Annotated in this window: 21 protein-coding genes; 14 read left to right on the top strand and 7 right to left on the bottom strand. The window is 61.0% G+C overall.

The window, feature by feature from the left end:
* Nucleotides 1–255: 255 nt before the first annotated feature.
* From BFN10_RS11055 to BFN10_RS11045, 3 genes are all read right to left on the bottom strand, one after another.
* Nucleotides 256–2739: a TonB-dependent siderophore receptor gene (locus tag BFN10_RS11055; protein WP_071489722.1), complete on the bottom strand. Its 2484-nt coding sequence runs from the start codon at nt 2737–2739 to the stop codon at nt 256–258.
* A gap of 106 nt (nt 2740–2845) precedes the next feature.
* Nucleotides 2846–3796 (bottom strand): FecR domain-containing protein, encoded by a 951-nt coding sequence (locus BFN10_RS11050; RefSeq protein WP_071489721.1) that lies wholly within the window; start codon nt 3794–3796, stop codon nt 2846–2848.
* Nucleotides 3783–4298 (bottom strand): sigma-70 family RNA polymerase sigma factor, encoded by a 516-nt coding sequence (locus tag BFN10_RS11045; RefSeq protein WP_071489720.1) that lies wholly within the window; start codon nt 4296–4298, stop codon nt 3783–3785. Before BFN10_RS11045 ends, BFN10_RS11050 begins: the two co-directional genes overlap by 14 nt.
* Before the next feature lie 160 nt (nt 4299–4458).
* On the opposite strand from BFN10_RS11045, the gene BFN10_RS11040 reads away from it, so the two are divergent.
* Nucleotides 4459–5088, top strand: a complete 630-nt coding sequence (locus BFN10_RS11040) for a LysE family translocator (protein WP_071489719.1) — start codon at nt 4459–4461, stop codon at nt 5086–5088.
* A 56-nt stretch (nt 5089–5144) separates the two neighbouring features.
* Here the strand turns inward: BFN10_RS11040 and inhA are convergent, their stop codons facing one another.
* On the bottom strand, nt 5145–5825 hold the full coding sequence (inhA, locus tag BFN10_RS11035; protein ID WP_071489718.1) for an isonitrile hydratase: 681 nt from the start codon (nt 5823–5825) through the stop codon (nt 5145–5147).
* 90 nt (nt 5826–5915) lie between these two features.
* On the opposite strand from inhA, the gene BFN10_RS11030 reads away from it, so the two are divergent.
* Entirely contained in the window at nt 5916–6920 is a 1005-nt protein-coding gene (locus BFN10_RS11030) for a GlxA family transcriptional regulator (protein ID WP_071489717.1), read from the top strand.
* Here the strand turns inward: BFN10_RS11030 and BFN10_RS11025 are convergent.
* The 3 genes from BFN10_RS11025 to BFN10_RS11015 are packed head-to-tail and all read right to left on the bottom strand — an operon-like array spanning nt 6854 to nt 10437.
* Nucleotides 6854–7768 (bottom strand): alpha/beta fold hydrolase, encoded by a 915-nt coding sequence (locus BFN10_RS11025; protein WP_071489716.1) that lies wholly within the window; start codon nt 7766–7768, stop codon nt 6854–6856. The genes BFN10_RS11030 and BFN10_RS11025 overlap by 67 nt on opposite strands.
* 49 nt (nt 7769–7817) lie before the next feature.
* Nucleotides 7818–9644: a glycoside hydrolase family 15 protein gene (locus BFN10_RS11020; RefSeq protein ID WP_071489715.1), complete on the bottom strand. Its 1827-nt coding sequence runs from the start codon at nt 9642–9644 to the stop codon at nt 7818–7820.
* The gene (locus BFN10_RS11015; RefSeq protein ID WP_071489714.1) at nt 9637–10437 is read right to left on the bottom strand and encodes a glucose 1-dehydrogenase; all 801 of its coding nucleotides are present in this window, start codon (nt 10435–10437) and stop codon (nt 9637–9639) included. Before BFN10_RS11015 ends, BFN10_RS11020 begins: the two co-directional genes overlap by 8 nt.
* Nucleotides 10438–10690: 253 nt before the next feature.
* Here BFN10_RS11015 and BFN10_RS11010 point away from each other — a divergent pair, with 253 nt between their 5' ends.
* The 12 genes from BFN10_RS11010 (at nt 10691) to BFN10_RS10955 (ending at nt 22677) form a co-directional block, all read left to right on the top strand.
* Entirely contained in the window at nt 10691–11395 is a 705-nt protein-coding gene (locus BFN10_RS11010; protein ID WP_071489713.1) for an HAD family hydrolase, read from the top strand.
* A gap of 25 nt (nt 11396–11420) precedes the next feature.
* Nucleotides 11421–12644 (top strand): transaldolase family protein, encoded by a 1224-nt coding sequence (locus BFN10_RS11005; protein ID WP_071489712.1) that lies wholly within the window; start codon nt 11421–11423, stop codon nt 12642–12644.
* A complete protein-coding gene (locus BFN10_RS11000) occupies nt 12641–13369 on the top strand; it encodes a sulfotransferase-like domain-containing protein (protein ID WP_071489711.1) in 729 nt (242 codons plus the stop codon). Before BFN10_RS11005 ends, BFN10_RS11000 begins: the two co-directional genes overlap by 4 nt.
* A 10-nt stretch (nt 13370–13379) precedes the next feature.
* On the top strand, nt 13380–14105 hold the full coding sequence (locus BFN10_RS10995) for an SDR family NAD(P)-dependent oxidoreductase (protein WP_071489710.1): 726 nt from the start codon (nt 13380–13382) through the stop codon (nt 14103–14105).
* Nucleotides 14102–15238, top strand: a complete 1137-nt coding sequence (locus BFN10_RS10990) for an SDR family oxidoreductase (protein ID WP_071489709.1) — start codon at nt 14102–14104, stop codon at nt 15236–15238. Before BFN10_RS10995 ends, BFN10_RS10990 begins: the two co-directional genes overlap by 4 nt.
* Before the next feature lie 7 nt (nt 15239–15245).
* Nucleotides 15246–16016 (top strand): class I SAM-dependent methyltransferase, encoded by a 771-nt coding sequence (locus tag BFN10_RS10985; protein WP_071489708.1) that lies wholly within the window; start codon nt 15246–15248, stop codon nt 16014–16016.
* Between the two features lie 9 nt (nt 16017–16025).
* Entirely contained in the window at nt 16026–17255 is a 1230-nt protein-coding gene (locus BFN10_RS10980) for an MFS transporter (protein WP_071489707.1), read from the top strand.
* Nucleotides 17252–17857: an adenylyl-sulfate kinase gene (gene cysC / locus BFN10_RS10975; RefSeq protein WP_071489706.1), complete on the top strand. Its 606-nt coding sequence runs from the start codon at nt 17252–17254 to the stop codon at nt 17855–17857. The genes BFN10_RS10980 and cysC overlap by 4 nt, the downstream gene beginning before the upstream one ends.
* Before the next feature lie 107 nt (nt 17858–17964).
* The gene (locus tag BFN10_RS10970) at nt 17965–18615 is read left to right on the top strand and encodes a CGNR zinc finger domain-containing protein (protein ID WP_071489705.1); all 651 of its coding nucleotides are present in this window, start codon (nt 17965–17967) and stop codon (nt 18613–18615) included.
* A gap of 78 nt (nt 18616–18693) precedes the next feature.
* A complete protein-coding gene (locus BFN10_RS10965) occupies nt 18694–19194 on the top strand; it encodes a sigma-70 family RNA polymerase sigma factor (protein WP_071489704.1) in 501 nt (166 codons plus the stop codon).
* 26 nt (nt 19195–19220) lie between these two features.
* Entirely contained in the window at nt 19221–20174 is a 954-nt protein-coding gene (locus tag BFN10_RS10960) for a FecR family protein (protein WP_071489703.1), read from the top strand.
* A gap of 97 nt (nt 20175–20271) precedes the next feature.
* Nucleotides 20272–22677 carry a TonB-dependent siderophore receptor gene (locus tag BFN10_RS10955; RefSeq protein ID WP_071489702.1) on the top strand — a complete coding sequence of 802 codons (2406 nt, stop codon included), beginning with the start codon at nt 20272–20274 and terminating at the stop codon, nt 22675–22677.
* The last annotated feature ends 54 nt before the right edge of the window (nt 22678–22731 follow it).

Raw genomic sequence — 22731 nt, 5'->3', positions numbered from 1 at the left:
TGATATGTGTTCAGTCAATGAATTGACGATGGTGCGGAGGTGGCGTGTTAGACAGGTTAACTGGCTTTTTCTTAGGCATTTTATTGACGTTCCTTGTCCGAACACTCGGTGATTGGGTGTGTTTTTGAGTGTAGGAACAAATGTCAGATTTTTCCTGCTTAAAGGAAAAACCTTTTTCAATGCGAGGTAGGAAAGGGGGACAAAAAGGGAGGGGCAGGGCGCACTAAGTACCCTGCCACCGGGGCTTTCACCGGATCAGAAGTTGCCTTTCAAACTGACGGTAAAATTGCGCGGTTCACCGTAGAAGTTGCCCCAAGAGGCGGTGCCGACCGTGTTGTAATAACGTTTATCGAACAAGTTGTTGCCGTTGAGCGCCACGGTCCAGGTGTCATCGAGACGATACGCCACGCGCGCGTTCCAGGTGGCGTAGCCGGCCTGTTCCAGTTTGATGGTTTGCACGCGGTAGTTGCTGCTCTGGGCGTTGACGCCGGTGCCCACGCTCCATTTCGACAGTGCGCCGTCGAGCTGGTAGTCACCCCACACGCGCAGCATGTGCCGAGGCACATAGGTGTTGGAGACGCCGCCTTCTTTTGTGCTGTCAATGGTGTTCAGGGATTTGGTCTGGGTGTAGGTGTAGCCGCCGAACAGTTGCAGGCGCTCGAGCACTTCACCGCTGATTTCGGCCTCCACGCCTTGGGCGCGCACCTTGCCTTTATCGGTGTAGCAATAGCCATCGGCCGAGGTCGGGCAGAAGCTGTTGTAGTCGGTTTCGGCGCCGTTTTTCTCGATGGCACGGAACAATGCCAGGGAGCTGTTTAAGCGCCCATCGAACCATTCGCCCTTGATACCCAGCTCGTAGTTGTCGCCGATTTTCGGCTTGAGCGCCGCGCCATCGGCCGTAGCGTAGGCACTCTGCGGCTGGAAGATATCAGCGTAGCTGGCGTACACCGAGAGGTGCTCATTGAGGTCGTAGATCAGTGCGGCGAACGGTGTGACCTCGCCGGTTTCCTTGGTGTGCGCATCTTGCAGGGACCACTCGCCCCAGCCCAGGTTATAGGACTCGCGACGGTTGTCGTACCAGCTTACGCGACTGCCGACGATGAACATCAACGGCTCGGCCAGGCGCAGGCGCAAGGTGGCATAAGTACCGTATTGGGTGGCGGTTTCCTTGACCGTGCCGCCACGGTACATGTTCGGCCAGAAGGTGCTGTTGGCCGGTTCCGGGAAGTGGTGGTCGGGCTGGTAGATGCTCTGGCGTTTGGGCAGGTTCTGGATTGCATAGACGTCGTCCTGGGTTCCGCGGCTGCCGTTGGCGCCGAGGATCACTTCGTGTTCCAGGCCGAAGGCTTCGAACTTGCCGTCGATATAGGCATCGAGGCCGTAGTCCCTGTGGTCGTAGTCCATCAGCGCTGCATAGGAGTTGGCCGTCGGCGCCGGGTCGCCATAGTTGATGGTGCCTTCGCTGGCGGCGTATTTGGTGTCTTGCAGGTTGCGGCTGTGCACTGCCGAGACCTTGAGTTTCCAGTCATCGTTGAAGTGGTGGGTGACGTCGGCAAAGAACGTGGCACGCCGGCTTTGCCAGTCGTTCCAGGATTGGCCCAGGCAGGTCGAGCGACTGAGGTTGGCGCTTTTGCCGTCGGCGTAGCGCGGCAGGCCACCCCAGCACGGGGAGGCATCGACATCCTCGTAGCTGGCGCCGACGCCCAGGGTCGTGTCAGGTGTGAGGTCAAAATCCAGCGCACCGTAGAACGCCTGGTCCTTGCGCTTGGCGATGTCCATGTAGGACCCGCGATCCTGCTGGCTCACCGCCGCGCGGCCACGCAGCGTGCCGCTGTCATTCAGCGGGCCGCCGGTGTCGAGATCGGCGCGGTAATTGTCCCAGGTGCCGGCCGACAGCGACAGGCTGGTGGTGGGCTTGGCCTGTGGCCGTTTGCGCACAAAGTTCACCGCGCCGCTGGCGGTGCCGGCCCCCTTGAGCATGCCGGCGGCGCCCTTGAGCACTTCCACGCGGTCATAAATCGCCATGTTCGCACTGAAGCTGTCGGCCTGGACATAGTCCTTGCCCATGTCCAGGGGCACGCCGTCGTACTGGTACTGGCCGAGCATCTTGAAACCACGGGAGTAGAAATACTTGCCGCCCATGGGCGACTCGTAGGAAGTGATGCCGGGCGTGCGCTCCATTACGTCGTCGATGGTGGTGACGTTCTGGTCGTCCATGAATTGGCGGGTCATCACGCTCACCGATTGTGGGGTTTCCCGCAGGCTGTGTTCGCCTTTGCCGATGGTGACTGCACCGGTGGTGTATGACCCGGTGCCCTCGGTGGTGGCACCCAGGCGTTCGCCGTTGATAAGGGTAGCGCCCAGGCTCAGCGCGCCGGTGTCGGCCACTTGCGGCAATAGCATCCAGGTGCTGTTGCCCTGGCGTTGGGCTTCAAGGCCCTGGCCGCGCAGCAATTGCTCAAGCGCTTGCTGAGGATCCAGGCGGCCGCTCAAGCCCGGGCTTGTCTTGCCGGCGACGCTGGTGGCGTCGTAGGACAGGCTGATACCGGCCTGGCGTGCGAACTGATCCAATGCAGCGGCGAGGGCGCCGGCCGCGATGTTCCAGTCACGGGCCTGGGTGTCGCTGGACGGTGTATCGGCCATCACGGCCAGGGGCAGGGCACTGCTCAGGCAGACGCCAAGCAAGGCGGCCTGCATGGCGCGCTTGAGGGGTGAAACTTGGGAGGGGAACGCTTGCATGACCGCGGGGTGCTCCTGAAGGAAGTGGGACAGAACCGGCCTGTTGATCGGCCTTTCCTTACAGGTCGAACGGCAATGAGAATTCACCTCATTTATTTTTGAAGTGTTACGCGCGCGCGGAAACTGTCACCCAATAGCGGCTGCGGTACGTGAGATCGAGCTTGAGTGATTGCGCGATCAGGCCTAGCGCTTGATCGGTGTCGTCCAGTTGATAAGTCCCCGACACCCGCAGCCCAGCCACCGCCTCGCTGCAGCGCACCAGGCCGTTGCGATAGCGCGCCAGTTCGGCGAGGAAGTCGTCCAGCCGCATCGCCTGGGCGCTGATCACGCCGTCGCTCCAGGCCCAGGGGTCAAGGCCGTTGCCGACAACCGGACGAATGCCGCTGCGATTGAACAGCACCTGCTCGCCAGGCTTGAGTACCTGGCGGGCATTGCCCGCATGGCTGTCGGCAAACACCGCCACCGTGCCCTGTTGCACCGCCAGCTGTGTGCCTTGGGCTTCTTCGCGGACCAGCAGACGCGCGCCACGGGTGCGCAGGTAGCCGTCGCGGGTCTGTACCCAGAACGGTCGGTGATCGGTGCCGGTGTTGACCAGTATTTCACCCTGGCGCAAACGCACCAGGCGACGCTCTTTATCGAAGGCCGTGTCGAGGGCGCTGGCGCTGTTCAACTGGATCCGGCTGCCATCGTCCAGCGCCACCCAGCGCCGCTCGCCGGTGGCCGTGCGGTAGTCGGCCATCAGTGCAGGCAGTGGCGTGTAGTCGCGGCCGAGCCAGGTCAAACCGGCCGCACCTGCAACCAGGCCGAGCAGTTTCAAGCCTTCACGACGGGAGATGTGTCGGCGCGCGCCGTGCAGGGCGTGCCGGCCGACCTGGGGCGGCAGTTGGCTGAAATCGTCATTCATTGCGGCCACCCGCTGCCACACCAACTGGTGCTCGGCGCTGGTGTGCAGCCAGCGTTCGAACGCGGCGGTGCTGGCGTCGTCGGCCACGTTGAAGCGCAGCGTGATCATCCACTGGATGGCCTGGTCCACCAGGCGCGGGTCAGCCTTCGGCATAACGCAAGCGGTAACAGGCATGCAGCGCTTTGGACAGGTCACGCTCCACCGTGGCCTTGGACACACCCAGGCGCAGGGCGATCTGCGCACAGGTCAGGCCGTCCAGTTGCGCCAGCAGGAAGGCTTCGCGCACCCGCGGCTTGAGCTGGTCGAGCAAGCGGTCGATGCGTTCCAGACTATCGAGAATGAGCAGGCGGGTTTCTTCCGACGGCACTTCGAGTTGCGGAAAATGCGCGAGGCTTTCCAGGTAGGCGCGCTCCAGTTCGCGGCGGCGGTACTGGTCGATCATCAGGCTGCGGGCGATGCTGCTCAGGTAGGCGCGCGGCTGCTGCAAGGTTTGCTGTTTGCGCGCGTTGAGCAGGCGCACGAAGGTTTCCTGGGCCAGGTCGGCGGCGTGTTCACGGCACCCGGTGCGCCGGCTCAACCAGCCGCGCAGCCAGGAATGATGGGCGTGGTAAAGCTGGCCGATGGCGGCGTGGTCCAGTGGGTGATCGCTCGACATGGGCATCCTGGCACAGCTGTCTTAATTGATAATGTTTCGCATTCTAGACGTTGGTCGTGGCCCTTCGCAATTCCCGGCGCGCACTGTATCCAGCACAATTTTTTGTTTGCCGCCGGTGCACCGACTAATCTGCAGGCTTTTCCCGGTGGAAGGCTTGAGCATGATCGACCTGGCGACCCTGGCGGTTTTTTCCGGTGCTGTGCTGCTGTTGCTGTTGTCCCCGGGGCCGAACATGGCCTTTGTGATCAGCCACGGCGTGACCCACGGCTGGCGCGGCGGGATGGCGTCTGCCCTGGGCATTGGCGTGGCCGACGTGCTGCTGACCGCCTTGACCGCCACCGGGGTGACGGCGCTGGTTGCCAGTTGGCCGCCATCCTTTGACGTGATCCGGTATGCGGGTGTGATCTACCTGCTGTGGCTGGTGTTCAAGACCTTGCAGAAAAAACCTGGGTTGGATGCTGGCCCCGTCAGCCGGGTACCGCTGGGCCGGGTGTTCCTGCAAGCCATGCTCAACAGTTTGCTCAACCCTAAGGCGCTGCTGTTTTTTGTGGTGTTCCTGCCACAGTTCGTGAGGCCCGAGGCGGGGGCCATCGCTGTGCAGTTGATGGTGCTGGGGGGCGTGTTGACCCTGATTGCGGGCGTGTTTCATCTGCTGCTGGGCATGTTTGGCGGGGCGCTGAGCCGGTTCTTCGCCAGGCGCTCGAAAGGCGCCTGGTTGCAGAAATGGGGACTGGCGACGGTGCTGACAGTGCTGGCGGTGCGCCTGGCGGTGATGTCGCGTCCGGCCTGACTAAACGTGTTGGGCCAGCTTTTTGCGGCAAGCCCGCTCGCCACACAGAAAGCGTATCAACCCAACCGAGCAGCCGCCCGTGCGACGATCTCCCCGCGTACCCTGCGTGATTCGGCGGTGCGCTTGTTGGCCTCGTCCAGCACATGCCTGGGGGCGGTGTCCGGGCGACCGGCATCGAACGGCGGTGCCGGCGCGTATTCAATCTGCAGTTGCACCAACTGCGCCGCTGCTTCGCTGTACAACTCTGCCGCGAGGGTCAGGGCGAAGTCGATCCCGGCAGTGATGCCGCCACCGGTCAGCAGGTTGCCATCGCGTACCACGCGCTCTTGCACAGGAATGGCGCCGAGCGGGGCGAGCAGGTCGTGGTAGGCCCAGTGTGTCGTCGCCTTGCGCCCGCGCAGTAAACCCGCCGCACCGAGCACCAGCGAGCCGGTACACACCGAGGTCACGTAGCGTGCGGTTTGTGCCTGGGCCTTGAGAAAATCCAGGGTCTGCGGGTCTTCCATCAACGCGCCGACGCCGGAACCGCCGGGCACGCAGATCACATCCAGGGGCGGGCAGTCGGCATAGGTCATGGTCGGGGTGAACACCAGGCCGGTGCTGGAGGTGACGGGGGCCAGGTCTTTCCAAACCAGGTGCAACTTCACGTCCGGCAGGGAACCGAGCACGTCGTAGGGGCCGGTAAGGTCCAGTTGCTGGATGCCGGGGAACAACAGAAAGCCGATCTGCAAGGTCATGAATGAAGCTCCGATAAAGGGGTGGACGGCTTCACTGTAGAGGCCTAGGCTTTGGCGGATACGCCATTAAGCCCACGAAACACGCCAATCATGCCTCGAATCGTCCATGTACTCGCTTTCGATAACGCCCAGGTGCTCGACGTCACCGGGCCGCTGCAGGTGTTCGCCTCCACCAATGACCTGGCGCGCCAGCGCGGCGAACCTTTGCCTTACGCGGTATCGGTGATCGCCGCGCAATCGCAGCCGGTGCTGACCTCCGCCGGCCTGGCGCTGGTCGCCGAGCCGCTGCCCGCTGTCGATGCGCCGTGCGATACGCTGGTGATTGCCGGCGGCTGGGGCGTGTACGGCGCTGCCGAAGACCCGGCGCTGGTGGACTGGGTGCGTGAGAAAGCCAGATACACCCGGCGCATGACCTCGGTGTGCACCGGCGCTTTCCTGTTGGCCGCCAGCGGTCTGCTCGACGGCTGCCGCGTCGCCACCCACTGGACGCGTTGTGAAGAGTTGGCGCGCAAGTTCCCTGCGCTGACGGTGGAGTCCAACCCGATCTTCATCCAGCAGGGCGCCGTCTGGACCTCCGCCGGTGTCACCGCCGGTATCGACCTGTGCCTGGCGCTGGTGGAGGAGGACCTGGGCCGCGCCGTGGCCCTGGAAGTGGCGCGGCACCTGGTGGTGTTTCTCAAGCGCCCCGGTGGCCAGTCGCAATTCAGCGTGACGCTGTCCCTGCAAAAAGATGACAGCCGCTTCGCCGAACTGCACGCCTGGATAGCCGAAAACCTCACCCTGGATTTGAACATTTCGACCCTGGCCGCCCAGGCCGGCATGAGCGAGCGTAGCTTTGTACGCCACTATCGCGCCGAAACCGGCCAGACCCCGGCACGTGCCGTCGAGCTCATCCGCGTCGAAACCGCGCGTCGGCAATTGGCCGATAGCACGGCGTCGGTCAAACGCATTGCGGTGCAATGTGGGTTCGGTTGCGAGGAAACCCTGCGTCGCAGCTTTCTGCGCGCCTTGTCGGTGACGCCTCAGGCTTATCGTGAACGTTTTTCGCCGAGCAATTCCAACACCGCGTCCAGTGTGGCCTGCGGCGCTTCCTGAGGGATGTTGTGACCCACGCCTGGCAACACCCGGCGCTGGTAAAACCCGCTGAAATGCTCCACGTCGTCATCCACTTCAGGCGGCGGACCCACGCCATCATCGGCACCGCACAATGAAATGCTCGGTACCGAGATCGCCGGCTGCAACGCCAGTGCCTGCTCGATGGCTTCCAGCGCCGGGTCGCCAGGTGCGTACATGAAGCGGTGGCGGTAGGAGTGAATCACCACCTCGACAAAATCCGGGTTATCAAACGAAGCTGCCGTCTGCGCATACAGCCCCGGCCCCTCGGCCCAGGACGGCGACCACAGCGACCACAACAGCTTGCACAGTTCGCCCCGGTTGGCGGTCAAGCCGTCCATACCGCGCGGGGTATGAAAGTAGTACTGGTACCACAAGCGATGTTCCGTCACAGGTGCCCTGGGCTTCAGCGACTGGGCGATGTCCTGGATGTTGTAGCCATCCCCGGTCACCAACCCATGCACGCGCTCGGGCCACAGCGCCGCGACGATACACGCGGCGCGCCCGCCCCAGTCGTACCCGGCCAGCGTGGCCTGCGGGATCGCCAATGCATCCATGAAGTCCAGCAGGTCCTTGGCCAGCGCCGCCTGCTGGCCTGAACGCATTACCTGCGCATTGATAAACCGTGTCGGGCCGTAACCGCGCAGGTACGGCACCAGCACACGGCAGCCATGCCCGGCCAGTACCGGGGCAATCGCGTCATAGGCACGTGGGTCGTAGGGAAAACCGTGCAGCAGGATCACCGGTTTGCCGTCGATGGGACCATGGGCTTCATAGGCCACGTCAAGCAGGGGCGTGCGTGCGTACAGCAGCGGGAACGGGTTGGTCATGATGTTCCTGTCCGTGGCCGGGAGAGTTGCTCATTGTGCACAGGGCTTTTCAGGGTTGCCAGGTGGTTTTCTCCCCGCTGAGCTTGCGGTCCAGGAACGTCGCCGCGCTGATCAACGCCAGGTGGCTCAGGGCCTGGGGCGTATTGCCCAGGTGCCGGGCCTGGTTGTCGAACTCTTCGGCGTACAGCCCCAGGGGGTTGGCGTAGCGCAGCAGTTGTTCGAATTCCAGGTGGGCCTTTTCCACCTGGCCGGCGCGGGCCAGGCATTCGACGTACCAGAAAGAGCAGGCCGCAAACGCGCCTTCGGTGCCTTGCAGGCCATCGATCTGGCTGTCGTCGTTGCGGTAGCGGTAGACCATGCCGTCGCGCACCAGGCTTTTCTGGATCGCTTCCAGGGTCGAGAGCCAGCGCGGATCGGTCGCCGCGACAAAGCGCACCAACGGCATCAGCAGCATCGAACCGTCCAGCGCCGTGCTGCCGATATGCTGCACGAAATGCCCGCGTTCCTCGTTCCAGAAGTTGCTCCAGATATCTGCGTAGATCGCCTGGCGGGTCTGGTCCCAGCGCGCGAACGGCGCCGGCAGCGAACGTTTGGATGCCAGGCGGATGGCACGGTCCAGCGCCACCCAGCACATCAGCCGCGAGTGCAGGAAGTGGTGCTGTTCGCCGCGCATTTCCCAGATACCCACATCCTCGGTATTCCAGATTTCGCAGACCTGGTCAGTGACTTCCACGGTGTGCTTCCAGCCCTCGTGGGAGATGGCTTCGCCGTACTTGTTGACCAGGTACACCGCGTCCATCAGCTCGCCATAGATGTCCAGCTGGATCTGGTCGAACGCGCCGTTGCCGATGCGCACCGGCTTCGCGCCGCCATGGCCTTTGAAGTGCTCCAACTCGGCTTCCGGCAGCTCCTGGCGACCGTCGATGCCGTACAGGATATTGATCTTGGTCGGCTGGCCGCAGCAGTCACTGACGCGGCCCTTGAGCCAGCGCATATAGGCGTTGGCTTCGTCGACAAAACCCAGGCGCATGAAGGCGTAGACGGTGAACGACGCATCGCGGATCCAGGTGTAGCGATAGTCCCAGTTGCGCTCTCCGCCGGGGCTTTCCGGCAGGCCGAAGGTGGCGGCGGCGATGATCGCGCCGTGTTTGCGCGACGTCAGCAGCTTGAGGGCCAGGGCCGAGCGGTTGACCATTTCGCGCCAGCGCCCACGGTAGTTCGATTGTGCGATCCAGCCGCGCCAGAATTTCAAGGTGTGGGCCAGGGCCAGGTCGGTGCAACCGCTGTCTACGCGTTCGTCGTCCTGGCCGCCGAGGACGAACTCGGCACCTTCGTCCTGGTCCAGGGTGAAGCGGGCTATGGCAGCGCCGTCCTGGATCTGCAGCGGATGGCTGCCGGACAGGCGCAGGCCGGGCTGGCCGTCGGCACTGAAGCACACGGTGCCGTTGTCGACGGTCGCGTGTGTGGGCGTGCGCGCATAGTCATGCCGCACGGCGCAGCGCAGATGAATCTCGGCCGTGCCGCTGACCACCCGCACCCGGCGTATCAGCAGTGGCAGGTCGTCGATTTCTTCGCTGATGGCCAGCAGGTCGGTGATCTCTACCACGGCGTCGTCGCTGAGCCAGCGGGTTTGCAGCACGTTGGTGTCGGGCAGGTAGATCTGCTCGCGGCGCGCGTTGGGCAGGTCCGGGGTGAGCTGGAAGATGCCGGCATCGGGGCTGTCCAGCAGCGAGCAGAAGATCGACGGGCTGTCGAATTCCGGCCAGCAGAAGAAGTCGATGCTGCCTTTGTCGTTCACCAGTGCCGCGCTGCGCATGTCGCCGATGATGCCGTGGGCATCGATGGGGCTTTGTTGCTCGTTCTTCAAATCAACCATTGCCACGGAACTCCGGATACAGGCTCATGCCGCCATCAATAAAGAGTGTGCTGCCCACGACGTAGTCGGACGCATCACTGGCCAGCCACACCACGGCGTTGGCCACGTCTTCCACATCGCCGACCCGTCCATAGGGAATCAGCTTCAGCAGTTCCGTCTCTGCGGCGCCTTCAGTGGCCGCACGATTGATCGCCGTACGGATCGCTCCCGGCGCAATGCCATTGATGCGGATGCGCTGTTCGCTGACTTCCTGGGCGAGGGTGCGCATCAGCATGTCCACGCCGCCCTTGGACGCTGCGTAGTTCACATGCCCGGCCCAGGGGATCAGCTGGTGCACCGAGCTCATGTGGATGATTTTGCCGGCTGCCCGCGACACACCCTCGCGCACGCCCTGGCGGTTGAAAATGCGCACGGCCGCCCGGGCACACAGGAACTGGCCGGTGAGGTTGACGCCAATCACCGTGTTCCAGTCGTCCAGGCTCATGTCCACCAGGTTGGCGTCCTTCTGCAGGCCGGAGTTGGCCACCAGGATGTCCAGGTGGCCGAAGGCATCGAGGGCCTGGGCAAACAACTGTTCTACCTCTTCTTCTATAGAGACGTTGGCGCCGATGGCAATCGCCCGGCCACCCTCGGCGTTGATCTGCTTGGCCAATGCCTCGGCCGGGGCAGCCTGGCTGTTGTAATTCAGCACCACGGCCGCTCCGGCTTGTGCCAGAGCCTTGGCCGCGCCGGCGCCGATTCCGGAACTGGCGCCGGTTACCAGCGCCACTTGTTGCTCCAACGAGATACGCATTGCTCACCGACCTTTATTTCGTGAGTTCAAGTAGCTGACTGACGGTGCGCAAGGGAAGTTCAGCCGTGTGAATTTAGCGACTACAACCATGGTGGAAAATGGAATAACAGAACTATAAAAAATAACCATAAGATACTAAAAAACCGCTTAAAAGCGTTTGACAGGCTTTTTGTGCCCGTGTCTTATAGGCACACCTCAACCCGCTCCGTTGGTAGTTCGGAAGTCATCGCGGGGCCACTTACAAGAGGTATCTATGTGCCTTTCGGCCGATATAGGGGAACTACCAGTTCAGGGAAAAACCGCTGCCTTAGTTGGCATGCCGAAGTTAGTGATCTTTGATTGCGACGGGGTACTCGTCCAAAGTGAAGAGATCACCCTGTCTGTGTTGATCTCCATGTTAAATGCACGTGCACCTGGCAGTGCGACACTTGATGTGACACGTTTTATCGAACACTTCCGCGGACGCAGAATTGCGGAGTGCTTGCGGGAAGCTGAATGTATTTTAGATATTCATTTGGACAATGAGTTTGAGCAACACTTTCGTCAGCGCGCGCTGGATGCCTTGACGCTTGATTTAAAAGCGACGGATGGGATTGTTGAAGTGCTGGACAGTTTGCAGGTCCCGTACTGCGTTGCCTCCAGCGCACCCCGTAGCAAGATAGAACACTGCTTGCGTATTGCCGGTCTGTTTTCTTATTTCGAAGGGCGAATATTCAGTTGTTATGAACTGGGTCGCTGGAAGCCAGATCCGTTGGTGTTTTTGACGGCTTGTGACACTTACGATATTGCCGTGAGTGATGCGCTGGTTATTGAAGACAGTGTTACGGGTATTCAGGCGGCCGTCGCTGCCAATATAAGGGTTTTGGGTTTTGGTCCACCGCACCGGCGTGCACAGTTGGCGGCTGCCGGCGCATTACCGATCGCCGACATGCGTGAAGTACTGGCGATTTTTAATTGATCTTATTACTCAGGGAGGAGGCGTTGTGAACACACTGGGTTACCTGGAAAGACTTAAACGCAACGATCAATCTTCACAGCTATGGTGGGATTCATCGCCTGCCGTTTACCTGCCTTACAAACAGCATCTGCTGGATAAGTACCCGGCCGCCGCAGCTTATATAGATGCGTTGATGCCAGACGATTTCTCCCAGCCCCGGGGCTTGTGCAGTGTGACCACCAATCCCCGGCTGGTGACCGCCGTTATCCTTGAAAAACGCGAGTACTGGTCGTCGCGCTTCAACCTGGCGAGCCTGACTCCCAGCGAATTGCACAAGCAGTTGTACAACGAGGTCATCGTTGAGGGGGCGTCGGCGCTCCAGCCGTTGTGGGTTCAATCGGCACAGGTCGAAGGCTGGATTTCCGCCCAGGTCGACCCGGTGGATGTGCGCTGCACCGAGCGCATGACCGTCAGGGGCCTGGAACTGCATCGCCTCGCACCGAATGTGATGGTCAAGGTGCCGGGCAGCCTGGAGGGGTTGGTGACCGTCGAGCAACTGGTCGCCCAGGGCGCGTCGATCAATATCACCTTCTGCTTCACGGTTGCGCAGTTCCAGGCTGGTATCCAGGCCATCGAGCGGGGCATGGCGACCGCGCGCAGCAACGGTATCGACACTGCCCACTGCAAGTACGTGATCACCTTCATGATCGGGCGTTTCGCCTGTCAGCCCGAACTCACGCTGCAGGCCGCGGAGCGTGGCCTGGCATTCAGCGCCGAGGAGCTGCGCTGGGCCGAGCTGATGATCTACGAGCAGGTCCAGGCGTTGGTGGCGGCCGCGAGCGTGCCGGTCAAAACCTTGCTGTCCAGCATCAAAGTCGATGTGGACGAGCGAGGCAACAAGCATTGCTGGCACCTGGAAAAGACCGGGCATGCGGCAACCTGCTACACGCTGACGCCGGATGTGGTGGAGTTCCTCATTGAGCGCGAAAGCCACGGCAAACCGGTGGTGCCCGCCTTGAAACCACAGAAACCGCCCGCGTCGACCTTCGCCAAGCTGATCCGTATCCCGTATTTCTACGAGGCCTACTTTGTCGACAGCATCGAGCCGTATGACTTTGGCAATCATGAGGCGTTTATCAACGCCTGCAACGAAGCCAACAGCGCGCACCGGCGCCTGACCGATTACTGCGTGCGGCTTTGCCCGGTGACCAAGCCTTTCAAGCGCGCGCTCAACGCACTGCTGGCCGCTGAATTCGGGGTGGTCGCATGAACCGGATGATCGGGCTGTGGGCCCACCCACGTTCGCGCTCCACCGTGCTGGAACGTGTGTTTATCGAGAGGGGCGATTTTGAGGTTTTCCATGAGCCCTTTGCGCACATGGCGTTTTACGAGGACTCGGCGATCCCGTCGGATGAGTGGGATCACAGTTTGCCCACGACGTACCAGGATATAAAACAGCATCTGTTGACCGCCCGTGAGCGCACACACGTAGTTCATAAAGACATGTGTTACCACTGTCTGGATAATTTGAAAGTTGACAGTGAGTTTCTCGCGCAACAGGACAATATCTTTCTTATCCGCGAGCCGGCCAGCAGCATTATTTCCCATCATCGGGTGCACCCGGATATGCCATTGCAGGCCATTGGGCATAAAGCGCTCTACGAGATCTTTTGCGTGGTCACAAAACTCACGGGCAAAGTGCCTTATGTGATTAACGCTGATGATCTGGCCGCTGAACCGGAACGGGTGATTCGTAAGTTGTGTGATTACTTGGGCATTGAGTTTCTGCCGCATGCCATGACGTGGAAGCGAGAGTGTCCGCAACAATGGAAAACCTGGCGTCGTTGGCATGCGGCGGCGGAAAACAGTGAGCGCATTGTGACGCCGGATAAACACCACATCGATATGAAAGCCTTCGACCAATATCCGAAGTTAAAAGCGATGTATGAATACCATCGGACTTTCTACGCGCGCATGAACGAATTTTGCCAATAAGGATGGTTGTATGAAGAAGTTGATTGTTACCGGGGCGGCCAATGGCATTGGTCGGGCCACGGTGGAAATGGCGATTCAACAGGGTTACTTCGTTATCGGCGCCGACAAGGATGCCGAAGGCCTCAACGTATTGCAGCGGCTTTACGGTGCTGAAGTATTTGAAGCGCATATCGCCGACTTTTCCGATATGGCGGTTATCAAGGGTTTTATTCCTGAACTGTATAAGCGTCATGCAACCATTTATGGCTTGGTCAATAACGCCGGGCTTTACCACGGTAAAAGTGTCTACGCCTATTCCGATGAGCAGATCGACGAGATCCTCACCGTCAATCTCAAGGCACTGGTGTATCTGTCCAAGGACTTCGCCGAACGGGAAATGACCCACGAAGCCCCGCGCAGCATCGTCAACATTGCTTCGGTGGCCGGTGAAGTGGGCAGCTGCGATGCCCTCTACGGTGCCACCAAGGCGGCGGTGATCGGCCTGACCAAGGCCAACGCCTGGAACTTTGCGCCGTTCGTACGGGTAAACGCGGTGTCCCCGGCGCTGATCCATGACACCGCCATCTACGACACCATCCCCGAATACCGCCGCGCCGAGTACGCACGCCAGGAAGTCCTCAAGGATCCGATCCAGCCTGGCGGCGTGGCCGAGGTCATCTTGCTGCTGGTCGGCGATGCCCTGCGTCACAGCACCGGCAGGGTGATTTCGGTCGACAACGGAGCCTACCCACGGTGAGTCATTCGATGCGCAAGAAAAAACTGCTGCTGGTGGGCGCCGGCAACCTGTGCCTGCAGATCCTCAAGATTCTCGGGCCGAAAAACGCGTTCGAGTTTGTGGTGTTGGGGCGCAATGAAGAGGCGACGATCCGGCTGTGCAACCTGGTGGCGCTGTCGTGCGCGCAACTGGGGCAATTCATTGCTATCAAGCCGGTGATTGCTGACCTCACGGACATCGGCCGGGTGACGCAGCTACTGCGTGAAGAAGCTCCGGATATCCTGGTGAACTGCGCGTCGCTGCAGTCGTGGCGGGTGATTACCGGGTTGCCCAAGTTGTCGTTCGAAAAGCTCGATCAGGCCCAGTTCGGGCCATGGCTGCCCATGCACCTGACGTTGATGCACTGCCTGATGCAGGCGGTGAAGGCTTCCGGCATCTCGGCCAAAACCGTCAACGCGGCGTTCCCCGATGCGGTCAACCCGATCCTGGCTCGCGTCGGCCTGGCACCCGATATCGGTGTGGGGAACGTGGCCAACCTGATTCCCGCCGTGCGTCTTTCCATTGCGCGGTTGCTCGAATGTTCGCCCGCCGATGTGCAGGTGCAGTTGTATGCCCAGCACTACTTCAGCCACTACGTGCCGCGCGGCGGCCTGCCACCGCGTGCCAGCTACCGCCTGCTGTATGAAGTGCGCGACCGCCCACAGGTGGCACGCCTGCCGGCCGAGGCGATTTTTTCTACGGTGAAATCCGAGTTCCGTCGCCTGGGCGGGGTGGATGGGCAGTTCCTGACCGCGTGCTCCGCCGTCACGGTTATCGAAGGGCTGTTTTCACCCACGCCGGCGTGGGTGCATGCGCCTGGCCCACTTGGGCTTCCGGGTGGCTATCCGGTGCGGCTGCATGAGGGGCGGATCGAGGTGCAGTTCTCCGAGGCCTGCCCACGGGATGAGGCGGTGCGCATCAACAGCATCTGCCAGAGCCAGGACGGTATCGACGAAATCCATTGCGATGGTTCCGTCACGTACAACCCGCAGTGCATGGCCGTCATGCAATCGATGCTGGGCTACTCCAAGCACAGCATGTCCATCGAACAGTCCGCCGAGTTTGCCCGTGAGTTGGCGAGCAAGTACCTGTCCTTCAAGAATTCGACCTGGTAGGTATGTCATGAATCAGATGACCAGAAACAAGCACAACGACGTGGCCAGTTACTCCGCGCAGTACTCGACGGAATTTGTCGAACGTTGGGATGAGTTGATCGATTGGGAGAAGCGTAAGGCGGGGGAGGGCGGGTTCTTTGAAAACCTGTTGCGAAGCCACGGCGTGCAGTCGGTGATCGACGTCTCGACCGGCAGTGGTTTTCATGCCGTCCAGCTCAAGCAGGCCGGCTTTGACGTGGTCGCCACCGATGGCAGCAGCACCATGTTGACCAAGGCGCGGGCGAACTTTCGCAAACATGGCCTGGATATCCAGTCCCATTACCGTGACTGGCATTCACTGGATCCACAGGAACTGGGGCAATTCGACGCCGTGGTGTGCCTGGGCAGTTCGCTGTGCCATGTGTTTGAAGCCCATGATCGATTGAGGGTGCTGGCGAAATTCAGGGCCTTGCTCAAGCCGGGCGGGTTGCTGATTGTGGACCAGCGCAATTTCTTCGCCATCCGTGCCGGTAAATTCAAAGCCAGCGGTCATTACTATTACTGCGGTACGAACGCTTCGGTGAGCTTGGGCCAGGTCGATGAACGCCTGTGTGAGTTCATCTATTCCTTCGATGATGCGCAGCAGTACAGGCTGCAGGTTTACCCCCTGTTGCCGGGGGAATTGAAGGGGGAAGTGCTCAAGTCCGGATTTACCGACCATGAAAGCTACGGTGATTTCGAGCGTGACTACGACATGATGGATTGTGATTTTGTCATCCACACTGCGCGCGCCGAATAGGGAGGCTTGATGAGCACACTCGTACAGAGCAATGCCCGCCCATTGGACAGTGTCGTGCTGGCGATCGTCCTCACCGGGTTCGTGGCCAGTACCTACGGCTTTGGGGTTTACCTGTTCGCCAACCTTGTCGTGGACATGCGCCGCGACATCGGATTCGACTACACCACGGTGGGCCTGATCACCGGCGGCGCGCAGATTGGCTTCCTGCTGTTTTCGTCGGTGACCAGTTACATCAGCCGTTTCTTCGACGGCTGGAAAATCAGCCTGGTGTCCACCGTGATGACGTCCCTGGCGCTGCTGGGCCTGAGCGTCAGCGACAGCATCTGGTTGTCGGGGGCCTTGTTGATCCTGCTCGGTGGTTGCTCCGCCTCGGTGTACATCCCGCTGGCGGAAATCGTCACCAAGGGCTTCAGCCCGGGCAATCGCTCGCGGGTCATGGGGCTGATCTCCAGTGGCACCAGCTACGGTGTGTTCATCAATGGCTTGCTGGTGTCGTTCCTGACCTTGAATGGTGGCTGGCGCTCGATCTGGCTCACTGCCGGCCTGATCTCGGTGGCCCTGTGTCTGGTGGCCTGGTTTCTGTTGCGCAACCTGGCCGCGAGCCAGGACACCGGGTTTGCCGGCGAGCGCGCCGTAGCGTTTGACAGCCATCAGCCGTGGCTCAGCCGCTCGCTGTACCTGACCTGGGCCATCGCGTTTCTCAATGGCATGGCATTGCTGCCGTTCCAGACCTACCTGGCGCCCTTCCTGCGCGATGAATTGGGCGTATCGGTTCAAGACGCCGGGTTTATCTGGACCACCATCGGTGCGGTGGGCATGGCCTCGGGCTTTCTGGTGGGGTGGATTGCCGACAAGGTCGGTGTGCGGGCGTCGCTGGCGATGTGTTTCCTCAGTGCAGGACTGGCCGCCACCCTGGTGTTCAGTTTCAACAGCCTCCCGCCGTTCTACCTGGCCGCGTTCCTGTTTGCGCTGGCGTTCTATCCCATTTTCGGGCTGGTCCCCAGTTACATCGGGCAGATCGTGCCGGTCAGCCGGCTGACCCAGGCCTTTGGCATCGCCAATGTGCTGATCGGCTTGGGCGGGATGTGCGGCAACTTCCTGGGTGGCTTTTCCAAGGACCTCACTGGGTCGTTCTCGACGGTCTACTGGGTGGTTGCGCTGTTGCTGTTCGTGCAATGCGTGATGGTGTTCATGTTGGGTAAACCGCCGACTGCGGCGAAGGAGGGCGTGCGGCCATGAGTTATTTTCCAGACAGTCCAAGCCAGAACCTGCACGCGTTTGCGTTCAGCCATCGGCGCGCCGGACACGGGCACAAGCCTGCGGTCATCTGGCTGACGGGTATCTCGGCGTCCGGCAAATCGACGATCGCTGATGCGTTGGACATCGCCTTGCAGAAACAGGGGCGGATGACCGCGATCATTGATGGCGACTCGGTGCGTGGCGGGTTGTGCCGCGACCTGGGTTTTACCGACAGCGACCGCGATGAGAATATCCGGCGGGTCGCCGAAGTGTCCCGCTTGATGATGGAGGCGGGGCTGATGGTGATTGTCGCGCTGATTTCACCTTCGTCGGCCAGTCGGCATTACGCACGTTCGATCATCGGCAATGAGTTTTTTGTCGAAGTGCATGTGGATGCACCGTTGGAAGTTGCTGAACAACGTGATCCGAAGGGCCTGTATAAAAAAGCCCGTGCGGGCCAGATCAAACACTTCACCGGGATCGACTCCCAGTACGACGTGCCGGTGTTTCCTGAAGTGCATTTGAATACCCAGGCGCTTTCGGTGGAGCAGTCGGTCGAGGCGATTCTGGATTGGGTGGGGCACAACGACAGTCGCGGTTAGCCGTCTGTCTTTGCGTCGGCTTTGCGCCGGGATGACAATATCTGTAACTCGAAAAAACAGGGTAATCTGCGCCATCGCAGGGAGAACGCGTTTTTTCGGGAGCAGGCATGACACATTTTACGGGCACTGCAAAATCAATTCGCCTGATTGGCGGGGCCCGGGTCCTGGACTTCATCAATACCACCAATGGGCGTCGCCCCGGCACTTCGCTCAAGGTCATGGAAGAACGGCTCACCAGTTTTCAGTTCTTCTTTGAATGGGCCCTGCATGCGTCGTTGATCTCCGCCCGGGAGTTCGATGACTACAAGCCGATGGTGTTTGAGTCATCGATGGCCTACCAACCGAACCTCGACGCGATCATTGCGTTCAGGGAATGCCTGTACGCAGTGTTTTATCCGTTGTCCTTGCAAGCTGCCGCGCCCGACCACGCCTTGCAGCAGATCAACGAGGCCTTCCAGCAAGGCGCAGCACGGCGGGTGCTGCGTTCTGTCGAGGGCAAACCTGCCTGGGCGTGGATGCCTTGCACCACGGCGCAGGAGCTCACGGCCATGGTGCTGGGTCGCCTGGCCATCGAGGCCACGCAATTGCTGGTATCCGGTGATCTGCACGCATTGCGCAGTTGCAGCGCTACCGACTGCGACTGGGTGTTCCTGGATATCTCCAAGAACAAACAGCGCAAGTGGTGCCAGATGAGCGTGTGCGGCAGCCGGGAGAAACTCAGCCGGCTCAGACAGGTGGGTGGCAAAACGGCGCATTGAGGGCCCATGGCGAGTAGCAATTGCCCTGCTTAATAGGAAGCATTACTATTCACGCCCCGCCTCCCCAGTGCTCCCGCGATGATCCCTCAGCCGCCCCGCAGAACAGGCTTTTTCGAACACTACGAAGAGTTGATCGGGACCTGGACGCGCCGCCTGAGAAATCGCCAGCAGGCCGAAGACCTGGCCCATGACACTTTCGTGCGGGTGCTGGAGGCAAAATCCTCCGAGGTCGAGCAACCTCGCGCCTATCTGCATCAAACGGCGCGCAATATCGCCGTTGACGCCTTTCGACGCGAAGACCGTCGCGAGGCCATGACCCTGGAAGCCTTTGATCAGCGTTCGCCGCACACCGGCGACCCGGAACATTTCATGCACGCGATCCAGTTGGCGAACTCTATCGAGCGAGCCTTGGCCGAGCTGCCGCTCAATTGCCGCAGGATTTTCATCTGGCAGAAAATCGAGGGCCTGACCCAGCAGGAAATCGCCGACCGCCTGGGGCTGTCTAAAAACATGGTGGAAAAGTATATGATCCGCACCCTGCGGCATCTGCGCGACCGCCTGGACGCGATGGCGCCATGATCGCCCGCTCTGAAACAGGATCATCCATGATGGATAACCGTGCCCGAGACGAAGCCGCGCAATGGTTTGTGCGCCTGCAAGACGCCGAATTGAATGCTGCCGAACGCCAGCGTTTCGACGCATGGCGCACTGAGCATCCCGATCACCAGTATGAGTTCGATGTATTGCAGGGCGTGTGGAGCGCCGCTGACTTGCTGCCCAACGCCCGCCTGCAGGCGCTGTGCGAAGCGCCCGCGGAACGTCCCAGGCGCCGAGCCATCCTGCGTTATGCGGTGGCCGCCAGTGTGGTTGCAGTCGCGCTGGGGCTGGGCCTGTTCAGCGGGCTGGATCATCCCAAGCCCTACAGCGCCGAGTTCAGTACGCGTCTGGGGGAACATCGCCAGGTGGCCTTGCCCGACGGTTCGGTGATGGACCTCAATAGCCGCAGCATCGTCACGGTGCATTACGAAAAAGGTCGGCGTGGCGTCGAGATCAAGCAGGGCGAAGCGATGTTCAGCGTCGAACATGACACCAGCAGGCCCTTTGTCGTGGCGGCCGGGGCAGGGCAGGTGACCGTGACCGGCACGCGATTCGATGTGCGCCGCGATGACGACCAGACCCGCGTCATGGTCGAAGCCGGCACCGTGAAAGTACAAGGCCGTGCGCCGGACAAGATGGTGACGCTGACAGCGGGCCTGGGCAGCCATGTCGACAACCAGGGGCGGGTAGCCGCGGCCTACGCGGTGAACACCGAAGAATTGACCGCCTGGCGTACCGGCAAACTGGTCTTCAACAACGCTTCGCTGGGCGAAGTGGCCCGGGAAGTCTCGCGTTATCGGGAGCAACCGCTGCGGGTCAGCACGCCGGCCGTGGGCAACCTGCGCCTGACCAGCGTATTCAAGTCCAACGACACCGATGCCTTGCTCAAGGCGTTACCGCACATCCTGCCGGTAGCCTTGCGCACCTTGCCGGACGGCAGCCAGGAAATTATTTCACGCTGACATTCAGGTTTTTTTCGAGTTCTTCGTCTTCTCCTGCAACTGCAACTGGTTTGCATTAACAGCCGCACACTCTTGCGATCACAGGACTAGGTTCGACGTGAAAAAACTCGCCGTGAACAACAATAAAATCTCCCGCTGGGCGCCGCTGGCCCTGGCGCTTGCGGTCAGTGCCGCGCTGCCTGTGGCCTATGCCGCCGAGGCTATCCACATCAAGGCCCAGTCCCTGGGCACAGCGCTGAGCCAGTTGGGCCAGCAGACGTCCCTGCAAGTGTTCTTCAGCCCCGAACTGGTTGCGGGCAAGCAAGCGCCGGCGGTCGACGGCAACCTTTCCCCCGAACAAGCCCTGCGCCAGTTGCTGCAAGGCAGCGGCCTGGACTACCAGATCGATGCCGGCTCCGTGACCCTGCGCCCGCTGAACAGCGGCACCGGTGAAGCCGGCTCGCCGCTGGAACTGGGCGCCACCGATATCAAGGTGGTGGGCGACTGGCTCGGCGACGCCAACGCCGAAGTGGTGCAGAACCACCCCGGCGCACGTACGGTGATCCGCCGCGAAGCCATGGTGGAGCAGGGCGCGATGAACGTCGGCGACGTGCTGCGCCGTGTGCCGGGTGTGCAGGTGCAGGAATCCAACGGCACCGGCGGCAGCGATATTTCCCTCAACGTTGGCGTACGTGGCCTGACGTCGCGCCTGTCGCCACGTTCCACCGTGTTGATCGACGGTGTACCGGCAGCGTTCGCGCCGTACGGTCAACCGCAATTGTCGATGGCGCCGATATCCGCCGGTAACCTGGACAGTATCGACGTGGTGCGCGGTGCCGGTTCCGTACGCTACGGGCCCCAAAACGTCGGCGGCGTAATCAACTTCGTGACCCGCGCCATCCCCGAGAAATTCTCCGGTGAAGTCGGCACCACCCTGCAAACCTCCGCCCATGGCGGCTGGAAGCACATCGACAATGCATTTATCGGCGGCACCGCCGACAACGGCATCGGCGCCGCCTTGCTGTACTCCGGGGTCAATGGCAACGGTTACCGCAACAGCAACAATTCCAACGACATCGACGACGTGATCTTCAAGACCCACTGGGCGCCGACCGATCAGGACGACTTCTCGCTCAACTTCCATTACTACGACGCCAGCGCCGACATGCCCGGCGGCCTGACGCAGAAGCAGTTCGACGCCAACCCGTACCAATCGGTACGCGACTGGGACAACTTCAGCGGGCGCCGCAAGGACGTATCGTTCAAGTACATCCGCCAGATCGACGACCGTACCCAGGCCGAGGTGCTGACCTATTATTCCGACAGCTTTCGCGGCAGCAACATCGCCAACCGTGACCTGAAGACCCTCGGTTCCTACCCGCGCACCTACTACACCTTCGGCATCGAGCCACGCGTCTCCCGTGTATTCGATGTAGGCCCGAGCACCCAGGAAGTCAGCCTGGGCTATCGCTACCTCAAGGAAGGCATGCATGAGCAGGCGACCAGCCTGAATCTGGTCAACAATGTACCGACGCCGGGCGGACAGAGTGACGGCCATGTCTATCAGGATCGCACCGGGGGTACCGAGGCCAACGCGTTCTACATCGATAACAAGATCGATATCGGCAAGTGGACGGTGACTCCGGGGATCCGTTTCGAAGATATCCGCACCGAATGGCACGACCGTCCGGTGATCGCGTTGAACGGCACCCGCACCCAGGAAAAACGCCGCGAAGTCCACAACAACGAACCGCTGCCTGCATTGAGCGTGATGTACCACGTCTCCGACGCCTGGAAACTGTTCGCCAACTACGAGACCTCCTTTGGCAGCCTGCAGTACTTCCAACTGGGCCAGGGCGGCACCGGCGACCAGACCGCCAACGGCCTGAACCCGGAAAAAGCCAAGACCTACGAGGTGGGTACGCGCTACAACGACAATGTCTGGGGCGGTGAGCTGACGTTCTTCTACATCGACTTCTCGGACGAGCTGCAATACGTCAGCAACGACGTGGGCTGGACAAACCTCGGCGCCACCAAGCACACCGGTATCGAAGCCTCGGCGCACTATGACCTGTCGAACCTGGACCCGCGCCTGGATGGCCTGACCGCCAATGCCGGCTTCACCTACACCAAGGCCACGTCCGAAGGTGACGTGCCGTTCAAGGGCCGTGACCTGCCGCTGTATTCCCGTGAGGTGGCCACCTTGGGCCTGCGTTACGACGTCAACCGCTGGACCCATAACCTGGATGTATACGCCCAGTCCGGCCAGCGTGCGCCAGGTACAACCAGCACCTATATCACCCAAGGTACGGCTGACGGCCAGTACGGTGATATTCCGGGCTACGTCTCGGTCAACGTGCGCAGTGGCTATGACTTTGGCGAGCAGTTGTCCAACCTGAAACTGGGCGTTGGTGTGAAAAACGTCTTCGACCAACAGCACTACACCCGTTCCAGTGACAACAATGCTGGACTGTACCTTGGCGAGCCGCGAACGTTCTTTGTACAGGCCAGCGTCGGGTTCTGATCGAAACACTGCCGCTCTTCCTGCCCGGGTTGAGCGGCAAAACCTACCGATAGA

Origin of the sequence: Pseudomonas extremorientalis (assembly GCF_001870465.1) — a bacterium.
Taxonomy (GTDB): Bacteria; Pseudomonadota; Gammaproteobacteria; order Pseudomonadales; family Pseudomonadaceae; genus Aquipseudomonas; species Aquipseudomonas extremorientalis.
The sequence above is the reverse complement of the archived record's forward strand: the minus strand, read 5'-3'. Positions and strand labels throughout refer to the sequence as shown.

Coding starts and splice junctions, on each gene's coding strand:
- BFN10_RS11055 (WP_071489722.1), bottom strand. CDS start 2,739: ATGCAAGCGTTCCCCTCCCAAGTTTCACCCCTCAAGCGCGCCATGCAG.
- BFN10_RS11050 (WP_071489721.1), bottom strand. CDS start 3,796: ATGCCGAAGGCTGACCCGCGCCTGGTGGACCAGGCCATCCAGTGGATG.
- BFN10_RS11045 (WP_071489720.1), bottom strand. CDS start 4,298: ATGTCGAGCGATCACCCACTGGACCACGCCGCCATCGGCCAGCTTTAC.
- BFN10_RS11040 (WP_071489719.1), top strand. CDS start 4,459: ATGATCGACCTGGCGACCCTGGCGGTTTTTTCCGGTGCTGTGCTGCTG.
- inhA (WP_071489718.1), bottom strand. CDS start 5,825: ATGACCTTGCAGATCGGCTTTCTGTTGTTCCCCGGCATCCAGCAACTG.
- BFN10_RS11030 (WP_071489717.1), top strand. CDS start 5,916: ATGCCTCGAATCGTCCATGTACTCGCTTTCGATAACGCCCAGGTGCTC.
- BFN10_RS11025 (WP_071489716.1), bottom strand. CDS start 7,768: ATGACCAACCCGTTCCCGCTGCTGTACGCACGCACGCCCCTGCTTGAC.
- BFN10_RS11020 (WP_071489715.1), bottom strand. CDS start 9,644: ATGGTTGATTTGAAGAACGAGCAACAAAGCCCCATCGATGCCCACGGC.
- BFN10_RS11015 (WP_071489714.1), bottom strand. CDS start 10,437: ATGCGTATCTCGTTGGAGCAACAAGTGGCGCTGGTAACCGGCGCCAGT.
- BFN10_RS11010 (WP_071489713.1), top strand. CDS start 10,691: ATGTGCCTTTCGGCCGATATAGGGGAACTACCAGTTCAGGGAAAAACC.
- BFN10_RS11000 (WP_071489711.1), top strand. CDS start 12,641: ATGAACCGGATGATCGGGCTGTGGGCCCACCCACGTTCGCGCTCCACC.
- BFN10_RS10995 (WP_071489710.1), top strand. CDS start 13,380: ATGAAGAAGTTGATTGTTACCGGGGCGGCCAATGGCATTGGTCGGGCC.
- BFN10_RS10985 (WP_071489708.1), top strand. CDS start 15,246: ATGAATCAGATGACCAGAAACAAGCACAACGACGTGGCCAGTTACTCC.
- BFN10_RS10980 (WP_071489707.1), top strand. CDS start 16,026: ATGAGCACACTCGTACAGAGCAATGCCCGCCCATTGGACAGTGTCGTG.
- cysC (WP_071489706.1), top strand. CDS start 17,252: ATGAGTTATTTTCCAGACAGTCCAAGCCAGAACCTGCACGCGTTTGCG.
- BFN10_RS10970 (WP_071489705.1), top strand. CDS start 17,965: ATGACACATTTTACGGGCACTGCAAAATCAATTCGCCTGATTGGCGGG.
- BFN10_RS10965 (WP_071489704.1), top strand. CDS start 18,694: ATGATCCCTCAGCCGCCCCGCAGAACAGGCTTTTTCGAACACTACGAA.
- BFN10_RS10960 (WP_071489703.1), top strand. CDS start 19,221: ATGATGGATAACCGTGCCCGAGACGAAGCCGCGCAATGGTTTGTGCGC.